The organism is Cedecea sp. VD22, from assembly GCF_037150195.1.
In the GTDB taxonomy this organism is placed as follows: domain Bacteria; phylum Pseudomonadota; class Gammaproteobacteria; order Enterobacterales; family Enterobacteriaceae; genus Cedecea.
The window spans coordinates 1042947-1055409 of the sequence record NZ_JBBCPX010000001.1 but is presented as its reverse complement, the minus strand read 5'-3'; the positions used below and the strand labels follow the sequence as shown (position 1 = coordinate 1055409).

General features: G+C 52.7%; 7 protein-coding genes. 2 read left to right on the top strand and 5 right to left on the bottom strand.

What is annotated here, in order from left to right:
* Positions 1-1140 carry a polysaccharide export protein gene (locus WFK85_RS04945; protein ID WP_166862848.1) on the bottom strand — a complete coding sequence of 380 codons (1140 nt, stop codon included), beginning with the start codon at positions 1138-1140 and terminating at the stop codon, positions 1-3.
* A 726-nt stretch (positions 1141-1866) separates the two neighbouring features.
* Here WFK85_RS04945 and WFK85_RS04940 point away from each other — a divergent pair.
* On the top strand, positions 1867-3450 hold the full coding sequence (locus tag WFK85_RS04940) for a TerC family protein (RefSeq protein ID WP_336707475.1): 1584 nt from the start codon (positions 1867-1869) through the stop codon (positions 3448-3450).
* A gap of 30 nt (positions 3451-3480) precedes the next feature.
* Here WFK85_RS04940 and asmA read toward each other — a convergent pair whose 3' ends face one another.
* From asmA to udk, 3 genes are all read right to left on the bottom strand, one after another.
* The gene (gene asmA / locus WFK85_RS04935) at positions 3481-5334 is read right to left on the bottom strand and encodes an outer membrane assembly protein AsmA (RefSeq protein WP_336707473.1); all 1854 of its coding nucleotides are present in this window, start codon (positions 5332-5334) and stop codon (positions 3481-3483) included.
* Positions 5335-5380: 46 nt separating this feature from the next.
* Positions 5381-5962: a dCTP deaminase gene (gene dcd / locus WFK85_RS04930; RefSeq protein ID WP_008455101.1), complete on the bottom strand. Its 582-nt coding sequence runs from the start codon at positions 5960-5962 to the stop codon at positions 5381-5383.
* A gap of 123 nt (positions 5963-6085) precedes the next feature.
* Positions 6086-6727 carry a uridine kinase gene (gene udk, locus WFK85_RS04925; protein WP_008455103.1) on the bottom strand — a complete coding sequence of 214 codons (642 nt, stop codon included), beginning with the start codon at positions 6725-6727 and terminating at the stop codon, positions 6086-6088.
* Positions 6728-7082: 355 nt separating this feature from the next.
* On the opposite strand from udk, the gene WFK85_RS04920 reads away from it, so the two are divergent.
* Positions 7083-10415, top strand: a complete 3333-nt coding sequence (locus WFK85_RS04920) for a diguanylate cyclase (protein ID WP_336707470.1) — start codon at positions 7083-7085, stop codon at positions 10413-10415.
* A gap of 123 nt (positions 10416-10538) precedes the next feature.
* On the opposite strand, the gene WFK85_RS04915 is transcribed toward WFK85_RS04920, so the two are convergent.
* Entirely contained in the window at positions 10539-12437 is a 1899-nt protein-coding gene (locus WFK85_RS04915) for a polysaccharide biosynthesis protein (protein ID WP_166992896.1), read from the bottom strand.
* Positions 12438-12463 lie beyond the last annotated feature (26 nt).

The following is a 12463-nucleotide window of genomic DNA, read 5'->3' as shown; positions in this document are numbered from 1 at the left end:
TTACCAGGTGTGAATATCTTTGGCGGTATCGGTCATGTAACGCACGCCGCTGATGGTTGGCAGAAGCTGGTTGATCAGGCGATTCCAGCGAGAAACTGGGGCGGTAGTGACATACACCACGTCATACGGCTGGAGCTGGAACTCGGTGCCCATCACCAGCGAAGTCGCATCGGACATATCGAGCTGATAAATGTTGGCAATCTTGCCGTTTTGCTGCGTCTGGCCTTTGAGCGGACGGATCACGAAGATGCCGCTGGCGTTGGACGAGGTGAGATCGATACCTTCGGCCTGGCCAAGCGCCTCGGTAAGCGTCATGCCGCTGAAGTCCATTTTGAGGGTGGTTTGCTTCTTCACTTCCCCCATCACAAACACTTTCAGATCGTCATTACGCGGCACAAACAGAATGTCGCCGGGGTAGAGCAAATGGTTTTGGCTGAGGTCGCCGTTTTGCATCAGCGCCTGCAGAGAAATGCGTTTTTCCTGCCCGTTATGGGTCAGAACGACGTTACGCCAGTCGGCTACTTCGGTTAAACCGCCTGCGGCATTGATCGCGTCGAGGATAGTCAGCGGTACGTTAGTGATGGGCTGCTGGCCGGATTTATTTACCTGCCCGGAGATATAGGCCTTTTGCGAGCGGAAGGCAGCGATATTAACGTCCACCTGCGGCTGGGCAATGTACTGCGCAAGACGGCTGGTAATATCGCTGCGAATTTCTGCCAGCGTTTTGCCGGTCACGCTGATTTTGCCCACATACGGATAGAACATGGTGCCATCGGGCTGTACCCAGTTACCGGTGTCGCTTGAACTGCGATATTGCCCCGCAGGCGTGGTGAGTTCCGGATGATCCCAGACCGTGACGTTTAATACATCCCCCGGCCCGACGCGGTACTGGTAATTGGCGATATCTTTATCCAGCCCGGCATTCGGCTGGGCAACCACTGGACGAGGCCTCAGTTGCTCCACCAGTCGCGGCGTTAAAGGATAAACGTTGACCATTCGGTCAAGGTCGAAATCGGCATCCTGTTGTTTGATGACGTCTTTTCCCGACGTAGACATATTGCTGCCGGGAAATATCGTGCAGCCGCTCATCAGGGTGACTGACACCAATAATGGCATCAACTTCAGTTTGTATTTTATCATTGAATATTTATCACTATGGCAGAGTAATTATCCTGAGCGAATAAAACAGGCAAGCAATTAACCGTGAGAACGAAGTGCAGAATTGAACATATTCAGAGAATGAGAAAACTGGCATTATTCCTAAAATAAGCTTATTCCCCGACATTCTGATGACGCCATCACTTGCTGTTATCTGGCCGCATCCGGGCATGCTACCGCCCCTGGCTCACAGTCACCAACCCACTGAAAAAGGTAAATAATCCTAATAACCTGAGATTCTCTAATATCCGAAAGATATTGAAAAAAATGAATCAGGTCTTATGACAATGCTGGGACAAACTATTACTAAACGAGTAATCACACATTCATTGCTAATCATCGCCAAAGATTGTTGCAGCTTAAAACTCAGCAGGCAAGGAGACAAAAGGCTGGAGGCGGACTTTTAAGAATAATATGAACCACGCAATAATAACATTTTAGGACTTTCTTTATATTGACAATAAAAATAATAAGACAATGTCTGGGGAAATATGCAGAACTATCTCATAGCGGCGTATTCATATATAAAATATATAACTCAAATGCTTCTTTAAATATTATCCGCAATAATTTGCCGGGCATTCATTTAATGCTGAAAATTCTATTAGTCATTACGGATTATTCTCAGACAAACATTGCTTTTTGTCCGACAATTATCCATCATTTCCGTGTGGCATTTGCCCGTAAGTTAAAGGCTATAAACCCCGTATGGAATGGATTGCCGACCCCTCAGTCTGGGCCGGGTTAGTTACCCTGGTCGTTTTAGAACTGGTTCTGGGCATTGATAACCTCGTTTTTATTGCCATCCTCGCCGAAAAGCTGCCTCCTAAACTGCGCGATCGTGCCCGCGTCACGGGCTTACTGCTGGCGATGGTTATGCGCCTCCTGCTGCTGGCCTCCATTTCATGGCTGGTGACGCTTACCAGACCGCTATTCACCCTTCACGACCTTAGCTTTAGCGCCAGGGATCTGATCATGCTGTTGGGCGGTATGTTCCTGCTGTTCAAGGCCACGATGGAGCTGAATGAGCGGCTGGAGGGCAAAGACAGCGAGCATCACACGCAAAAACGGGGGGCCAAATTCTGGCCCGTTGTGGCGCAAATCGTCATTCTTGACGCCGTGTTTTCCCTTGATTCGGTGGTCACCGCCGTTGGCATGGTCGACCATCTGGCGGTCATGATGGTCGCGGTTATCATCGCCATCGGGCTGATGGTGCTGGCCAGCAAGTCGCTGACTCGGTTTGTGAACAGCCACCCGACCATCGTGATTTTGTGCCTGAGTTTCCTGCTGATGATTGGCTTTAGCCTGGTGGCCGACGGCTTTGGCTATCAAATCCCGAAAGGCTATCTCTATGCCGCCATCGGATTCTCGGTGATGATTGAATCACTCAATCAACTGGCGATATTTAACCGCCGACGTTTTCTTTCCGCAAATCAGTCGCTGCGGGAGCGCACCGCCGAAGCCGTGCTGCGGCTATTGAACGGCAAGAAAGAAGACGCGGAACTGGATGCCCAGACCGCCTCACTTATTGCCGACAGCGGCATTAACAGCGATGTTTTTAACCCGCAGGAAACGCGGATGATCGAGCGCGTGCTGCACCTGAACCAGCGCAGCGTCAGCAGTATCATGACCTCCCGCCACGACGTCGAGCATCTGGACATTACCGCCCCGGAAGCCGAGGTTCGCGAACTTCTGAATAAAAACCAGCACACGCGCATCGTGGTCACGGACAATGACGATGACATCCTCGGCGTGGTGCACGTTATCGATTTATTGCAGCAGTCGCTGCACGGCGAAGCGCTGAATATTACGCCGTTGATTCGTCAGCCGCTGGTTTTCCCGGAGGCATTACCGCTGCTGCAGGCGTTAGAACAGTTCCGTAACGCGCGCACCCATTTTGCTTTTGTCGTCGATGAGTTTGGCTCGGTGGAAGGCATTGTCACCCTGAGCGACGTGATGGAAACCATCGCCGGTAATCTGCCGAACGAAGTGGAAGAGATAGATGCCCGCCACGATATCCAGAAAAATCAGGACGGCAGCTGGACGGCTAACGGCCACATGCCGCTGGACGACCTGGTGCAGTACATCGCCCTTCCCCTGGATGAGAAACGGGAATACCACACCATTGCCGGGTTGCTGATGGAGCATTTGCAGCATATTCCAGCCGAAGGCGAGAGCGTTGAGGTGGGGAATTATTTGCTCAAAACGCTGGAGGTGGTGAATCACAGGGTCAACAAAGTGCAAATCATCCCGCTCGAACAAGACGATAATCTGCTGGATTATGAGGTATAAAAAAACCGGCGAGAGCCGGTTTTTTTGTCGTTAAAGCTTATTCAGTAACTGCTGCGCGTCTTTCGCCTTGTCGCTCTCTTTATGCTTATCCAGCCAGTCATTGAGCCGACGCTTAGCTTCATCCTGCAGCTGCTTACGCAGCACCTGGTCAACCTGCAGCGTGTAATTCAGCTGCTGCCACGGGCCATAAACCCGGAGCGGAACGGCCGTGTTTTTTAGCACTTCAATCAGTTTACTGTCGCTGCCCTGCCAGCCGCCGCCGACTTTAATTGCAAAGTTGGTGTCGCAGACCTCTTTCACCAGATCCATCGTGCCTTCGCCGGTCAGGGACAATACGCTGGACTCACCGACCATCTTCGTCATCGTCAGAAGCCCGTTATCCAGCGACGCAGACGTGGAGAAGTGATCAAGCTCGGTGACGTTCTGAACATTCTGCTGCGCATCCACGCCCTCATTGTTCCGACTGACCGCCTGCTGAATCAGCTGCTGGAAGTTCATCCCCTCGAGGCGGGAATGGGCCAGCTCAAGCTGGGCGTCTCCCTGCCAGTTACTGCGGAAATCCTCCGCATCAAGGCGTTCACCGCTGAAATCACCCGTCATAGAAAACTGCCCGGTTAACGCAATCGGGTAATCAAACGCGGTCAGAATTTTGCCGACCTCAATATTTTTCACCTGCGGCTTGAAGGCAAGCTCAGGCGTCTTGCCGCTGGCATCCAGGAAGCCCGGCAGCGAGAGCGTGCCCTGCCCCAGCTTGCCGTTGAGCTGGTTAATACTGAGTTTACCCTCCTGATTCACCAGCGCGGTCTGCACATCGCTGAACGCCAGGCCGCGCCAGCGCACTTCACCAGCCTTGATATTCAGTACGGCATTAAAATTACGCAGGCTGTGGTAGTTGGTTTCACCCTGTTGTTCGGCAATCACCGGGCCCGGGCGGGACGGTTGCTGAGCCTGCTGGGCCTGTTGGTTAATCAAGGTATCCGCAACGGGCGCATTGGCCACCAGTTTGTCGAGATTGAGCAGGCGAGATTGCAGATCCACCGTCCACTGCGGTTTATCCTGCATCGCCACGCTGACATTGCCCTGTAAATCACTGTCGTTGGCCGTGAGCTGCATATTTGACAGCGAAAGCTGGCTGCCCGTGTTTTTCCAGCCCAGTTGAAGCGAACCCGAGCCGCCGATGCCGCCAGCCGGAAGGTCGGCGCCCTGCAGCTGGTAGTCAATTTGGCTTAACGTGGCGTTGATTTGCTGCGGATAGTCATGGAGATCGACATCTGCGGTGACCGAAAGCGTTAAATCCCGCTGGTCACGGTTGATTTGGCTGCTGAGTTCAATATGCGCCTGGCGCTTATCATCCTGCGTCATTTGCAGGTTAATATTGCGGACGGTGACCTGCTCGTCATTGATATGCTGGAAGACCAGCACGCTGTCGACGACCTTAAGCTTCGCAACATCAAAGGACCAGCCACGCCCGGTATCCGGTTCACTAATGGTGTCTTTTGGCCCTACCGGCGCGTTAGCCGAAAGCTTCGCTTCAGCCTGCGGCGTCATCTGAATCACCGCGCTTTTCAGCATGACCTGGCGAACCTGAAGCTGGTGAGAAAGCAGCGGAATCAGCGCTACATCCAGACGCATATTTTCCGCGCTAACCATTGGCAAACTGGCACCCGGCGCAGTCAGCGACATGCGGCCAGACAAAATACTCAGCTCCGGCCAGACATGCCAGCGCAGCGGCCCTTCCAGCTCAAGGTGATAGCCGCTGCGGGCCTCAACCTGACGAACCATATAACCACGGAAGTCGTTAGGGTTAACCAACAACACGAGTGAGGTCAGGCCGGCTATCAGCACAACCAGCAGAATCATCAACGTGGTTAATAGTCGTCTCATAACATTCTCCATATCATTCGCCAGAGGGCGAACAACTCACTGCAATTCAGTCTTTATCGATACGACTTGCTACCGCACCCTGCTGGTCGCGGTACTTGGCATCCTGGCGGCGATTATAAGGGCGAGCGGCTGGCCCGGAGAGGGGTTCAAAGCTCAGCGCGCCAATCATCATGCCCGGACGCAGCGCCAGCGGCAGCTTCCCTGAATTGTAGAATTCAAGCACGATACAGCCATGCCAGCCCGGATCGATGCGGTGGGCGGTAACGTGTACCATCAGGCCCAGGCGCGCTAACGAGGAACGCCCATCCAGCCAGCCCACAAGGTCGTCCGGCAGCGTGACAGATTCCAGCGTTACAGCCAGCGCCAGTTCACCGGGATGTAGAAAGAAAGCTTCACCTTCTTCCAGCACAATCTCATCACTCATCACGCGCTCTAACGCTTCGGTGACTTCATCTTTAGGGCCGCTGAGATCGATAAAAGGTGCGGTATGCCCGCTAAACGTGCGGAATTTATTGCCGAGGCGCACATCCACGGTGGCACCGTTAATGCGTTCAACCGGAGGACGGGGGGTAATCGCTAAACGGCCATCATCCAGCCAGGCTTCGATATCACGATCGCAAAGGCGCATCGCAGATTCTCCTTATCAATCTCAGTTTACACACACTGCCACAGAGCGTCGACGATAGCCAATTGGCAATGGATGAGGGATTCAACGTAAAAGCGAGCGGCTTACGCGCGCCCGCAAAGGTCTTTATTCAAAGAACTGACTGATTTTGGCTTTCAGAATATCGATTGCGATGCGGTTCTTGCCCCCGCGCGGCACGATAATATCGGCGTATTGTTTGGAAGGCTCAATAAATTGCAGGAACATTGGGCGTACCGTTTTTTGATACTGCGCCATCACGGAGTCCATTGAACGGCCGCGCTCGTTAACGTCGCGCTTCATACGGCGCATCAGGCAGATATCCAGCGGTGTATCAACAAAAATAGAGAAGTTCATTTCCTGGCGCAGGCGCGCATCGGTCAGCAGCAGGATGCCTTCCAGAATGATCACCTTCTTCGGGACCAAATGCACGGTCTGGTCGGTGCGGGTGTGCTCCACGTAGCTATAAACCGGCAGTTCGATAGCTTTGCCGGACTTCAGCGTCTGCAAATGCTGGAAAAGCAGGTTGTGGTCCATTGCGCTGGGGTGATCGTAGTTGGTTTTAACACGCTCTTCCATCGACAGATGGCTTTGATCTTTGTAGTAACTGTCTTCTGGAATGACACCAATGTGTTCATCGCCGACTTGCTCGCGCAGTTCACGATACAACGTGCTGGCAATGAGGCTTTTCCCTGAAGCCGATGCGCCGGCTATCCCGATGATGACGCATTGATGAGACTGATCGGTCATATTATTTACGGCCTGAATACGAAAAGTGTTGGAAGGACGACGCGGAGGCGTCAAACGCCGCAATTATAGGGACAACCGCCTTTTGATACCAGTCTCTTACCCCCTGCAATCGTGAAATTACGCGGCAAAGGGCCAACAAAGTGACAAAGGCATGACAGCGCACCATCGCCAGGCAACGGGTAAAGTGGAATTATTTAATTACGTGATTTGACTACGCAATTTCTGACACTCTGTAGGTAAATTCTGACAACCGAGCATAGGAATTGTAAATTGTTTGTACTAGCATAAACCGATTCTTTATTTATATGCATCCGGGCATGACTCCTGGCGGCAGTGTCCAAGCGGATTTGCGGTAATGATTAGAAAAAACAGACAAACAGAAGCCGCCGTCCATTCACTGATACTGCTGGCTGGCTTGGGGTTACTCAGCTTTGTTTTCACCCTCTATTCCCTTGAGCTGACGTTAAAAGGCACCGATCTGGTGCCTATCTGGTTTACCACCTCGGTGATGATGGCGGCATTTTTCCGTTCTCCTCTCCGTCAATGGCCGTTCATTGCCGCCGTCTGTGCACTGGGCAGCATGGCAGCCAGCGCCGCCGTTTTTTCATTTAGCGGTCTGAATATCTCGTTAACCGCAATAAACCTGTTTGAGGCGCTGCTGGGCGCGCTTTTGTTACGCCGCTTTTTGCCGCGGAAAAACCCCTTACAAAACCTCAATAACTGGTCACGACTTGCCGTGTGCAGTGCGGTAATCCCTCCGCTGGTCGGCGGCCTGCTGGTGACGCTATTGCCGATACCGGTTGACTCCTCGTCGCTGAAAACCTTCTTTATATGGGTGCTGTCTGAATCCATAGGGGCGCTGGCGCTGATGCCGGCAGGGCTGCTGTTTAAACCTTATTATTTGCTTCGTCACCGCAAAGCGGCCCTGCTGTTCGAAACCGTGGCAACCTTCGCCGTCACGCTGGCACTCAGCTATTTTTCATTAATTTATCTGCCCTGGCCGTTCACTTTTATCATCGTCATTCTGATGTGGAGCGCCATTCGGCTGCCGCGTCTGGAAGCCTTTATTATTTTCCTTGCCACGCTGATGATGGTCTCGGCGATGATAGCCATCGGCAAGCTCCCGATGTTAACGCCCCACCCGCGCGTGCTGGAATATGCGCCGTGGCTGCCGTTTCTGCTGATTCTGCTGCCGGCAAACGTCATCACAATGGTGATGTACTCCTCCCGCACAGAGCGTAAACACATCACCGAAAGCGAAACGCGCTTTCGTAACGCCATGGAATACTCGGCTATTGGCATGGCGCTGGTCTCTACCGAGGGCAAATGGCTGCAGGTCAATAAGTCATTATGTAAGTTCCTCGGCTATTCCAGCGAAGAGCTGAGCGATCTCACCTTCCAGCAAATTACCTGGCCCGAAGATTTGAATCTCGATCTTCAGCACCTGAGCAAGCTCGAGGCCGGGCACATCAATAGCTATTCAATGGAAAAGCGCTATTACACCAGCGCGGGCAATGTCGTGTGGGCCATGCTCACGGCGTCCGTTGTGCGTCATACCGACGGCACGCCGCTCTACTACATCGCCCAGATTGAAGACATCAACGACCTGAAGCATACCGAGTGGATCAACAAGCGGCTGATGGAGCGGATTACGCTTGCCAATGAAGCCGGCGGCATCGGCATCTGGGAGTGGGATCTGACCAACGATGTCATCAGCTGGGATAAGCGGATGTTTGAGCTTTACGACGTGCCGCCGCATACCAAACCCACCTACCAGCTCTGGCTGAACAGGCTGGTGAAAGAAGATCTCGCCCACTCGGAAACCGTTATTCGCGAGTCGTTAAAAAACCGCCTACCGTTTAAGCTTGAATTTCGTATCCATGTCAAAGACGGTATCCGCCATATCCGCTCCCTGGCTAACCGCGTGCTGAATAAGAACGGCGACGTGGAACGGCTGCTGGGCATCAATATGGACATGACCGAAGTTAAGCAGCTCAACGAAGCGCTGTACCAGGAAAAAGAGCGGCTGCACATCACGCTGGACTCGATCGGCGAAGCGGTAATTTGCACCGACGTCGACATGAATGTCTCCTTTATGAACCCGATTGCCGAGAAGCTCAGCGGCTGGGCGCAGGAGGCGGCCATCGGCCAGCACATTCTGGCGATTCTGCGCATCACCTTCGGTGATAATGGCCCGGTGATGGAAAACATACACAGCGGCGATTTTTCCCGGAGCGCTATAGAGCAGGATGTCGTGCTGCATTGCCGCAACGGCGGTAGCTACGACATCCACTACACCATTACGCCGCTGACTACGCTGGACGGCCAAAGCATTGGCTCCGTGCTGGTTATCCAGGATGTGACTGAGTCCCGGAAAATGCTCAAACAGCTGAGCTACAGCGCCTCGCACGATAGCCTGACGCACCTGGCCAACCGGGTAAGCTTTGAGAATCACCTGAAGCGCTTACTGCAGGGTGCGGTTGAACACCGCCAGCGCCATGCCCTGGTGTTCATTGACCTCGACCGTTTTAAAGCCGTAAACGACTCCGCGGGCCATGCCGCAGGTGATGCTTTGCTGCGGGAGCTGGCAGCGATGATGCTGAGTATGCTGCGCACGGGGGATTTCCTTGCTCGCCTCGGCGGCGACGAATTTGGTTTGCTGCTGCCAGATTGTTCCACTGAAAACGCACGTTATATTTCTGAGCGCATCATTCGCAGTATCAACGACTACCACTTTATGTGGGATGGCCGTCTGCACCGCATCGGCGCCAGCGCCGGGATCACGCACATTGACGGCGATAATGCTATCGCGTCTGAAGTGCTCTCCCAGGCCGATATCGCCTGCTACGCCTCGAAGAACAACGGCCGCGGCCAGGTCACGGTTTATGAACCGCATCGCCACTACATGGAGCAAGGACGAGACACCATGCCCCTCGACGAGCAGTGGCAGGTGATCAAAGACAATCCCATGCTGATGATAGCGATGGCGATTGCGCCGCCGCGCATCCCGGAATCGACCTGTTTCTATCTCCTGACCCTGCGCTTCTGGGGCAACGAAGGGGACGTTATCAATGAACCCGCATTCCGCTCAGGCCTCGCCGACCCGGCACTTCACCATGCGCTGGATCGCCGCGTATTTAGCGAATTTTTTGACAAGTATGCCGCTCAGGTCGCTAGGAAAGGTTTTGGCGTCGCGCTGCCCGTTTCCGGTGCGGGCCTGGTCAGCGACACCTTCGTCAATGAGCTGCTGGAACAGCTTTCCTCCCGCACAATGCCGGCCCGTCTGCTGCACCTGACGATTCAAAGCAGCGACTTGCTCGCCGAACCACAGCGCGCTTATGCCAACCTGAAACGGCTGCGCAAAGCCGGTTGCCGCATGGTGCTGAGCCACGTTGGGCGCGATCTGGAACTGTTTAATACCCTGAGCCATCATCTGTTCGACTACGTGATGTTAGACCCGGACCTGATCCTCAACGTGCACTGTAATCTGATGGACGAAATGATGGTGACGATTGTGCATGGTCACGCCCAACGCATGGCGCTGCAAACTATCGCCGGTCCGGCGGATATGCCTCTGGTAATGGATACGCTGTCGGGGATTGGCATTGATTTAATCTATGGGGAAACCATCGCCCAGCCGCAGCCGCTGGAGCTGCTGCTGACGAATAGTTATTTTGGCATTAACTGACCGGCCCCACCCCAATAAAAAAACCCCTGTCCGGTTGACCGATTCAGGGGTTTTTATTTAGCGTCTGCCAGCCAGAACTGGCTTAGTCACCGCTGAGTTCAACTCGTGACCTTCATCCTGATTTTAATTGGGCATATCGCAGGGAGCATTCTTCCATACGATATCGCAAATATCATCGCTAGGATTAAAGCCTGTAGGCGCCTTGAGCAAAATGGAACGAATGGTATCCATGTCATAATGTCCACAGGCGTCGTTCATGTCGGTGAGATAAACGTTAAGCTCCTCCCATGAAAGCTTCACTTCACTGGCGGCCATGATTCGTGGGTGCTGCGTCGTCATCACATTGTCACCAATGAGGAGTTCCTCAAAGAGCTTCTCACCTGGTCTCAATCCGGTGGTTTTAATCTCAATATCACCCTCCGGATTCGAATCATCACGTAAGGTAAAGCCACTTAAAGAAACCATACGCTCTGCCAGGTCGATGATTTTTACCGGATCGCCCATATCGAGGACAAAAACGTCTCCGCCGTTACCCATCGCACCAGCCTGTATAACCAGCTGCGCGGCCTCTGGAATCGTCATGAAGTAGCGAATAATGTCCGGGTGTGTCAACGTAATTGGCCCCCCTTTAGCTATCTGCTTTTCAAAGAGTGGCACAACAGAACCTGAAGACCCCAGCACATTACCAAATCTCACCATGCTAAAGCAGGTACCTGACTGCTGTACCGCCAATGCCTGCAGCACAAGCTCCGCCATGCGTTTTGTTGCCCCCATCGTGTTGGTCGGGCGAACAGCTTTATCCGTAGAGATCAATACAAATTTCGGGACACCGCAGCGGATTGCTGCCTGTGCACAGGCCAGCGTACCAAAGACGTTATTTCTGACGCCATCGGCAACGTTATACTCAACTAAAGGTACGTGTTTATAAGCCGCGGCGTGGTAGATAGTTTCGATACCGAAACTCCCGATAACCCGCTCCAGATGAGCCTGGTTTTGCACATTACCCAGCACAGGATAGAGTTTGATCGTCAATCCCTTGCTCTTGATCATCTCAGATAATTCGCGCTCGATAGCGTAAAGCGAAAACTCAGAGATCTCATAGAGAACTAACGCTTTCGGCCCGTTCAGAATAATCTGGCGACAAAGTTCTGAGCCGATGGATCCACCCGCCCCTGTCACCATGACCGACTTATCCTGGATATTCCGGGCAATTAACTCAGGTACAGGCGCCACGGGGTCACGTCCTAAAAGGTCGGTAATAGAGACTTTTTTCAGCGTAGCAATGCTGGCTTTCCCTTCCACCAGATCAACCATCCCGGGAATAGAAAGCACCTCACAGGGGAGACCTTCCAGCTTTTTCATCACTTCGCTTTTACGGGAGCGGCTCAAGCTTGGCATGGCCAACAAGATTTTTTGGACCTCGTACTTCTCGACTAACCAGGCGAGCTTTTCAGGCGAGTAAACCGTCACACCATGCATAACGGTTTTTTGTAGACGAGGATTATCGTCAACAAAAGCAATCGGGTAATACTCAGACGCCTGGCTTAAGGCAGGCAGTAACTGGCAGCCTGATGCACCTGCACCGTAGATAATGACCTTGGTTCCCAGTTTTAATCCATGGTTGACCAGCATTCTTAACGCCAGCCTGGAGCCTGTAACCAACAGTAAACCAAAGGAAAAATAGATAAATGGGATGGTGCGAGGCAAATAGATATTTGTATAAAATGCGGTCACGATAAGCAAGATGGACGACGCCACCATACCCACCGCAACCGAGACCAAAACTTTAGCCGTAATATATCGAATAACAGCACGATAGAGGCCAAGTCTGACAAAGAAGCCTAGCGTGACCAGAATAATCGACAGAATCAGTAACCAGTGCGGCCCACTTGTCAGAGGTGTCAGGGCATCAATACGCACCCAGAAAGAGAACCAGAAAGCACACAACAGCAGCACAACATCAATTGCCAGCGTAATAATTCTTTTTACCGGTCTTGGTAAAGCAAGCAGAAACGTAAGCATATTTGCAATAGAACAGGACACCTGTC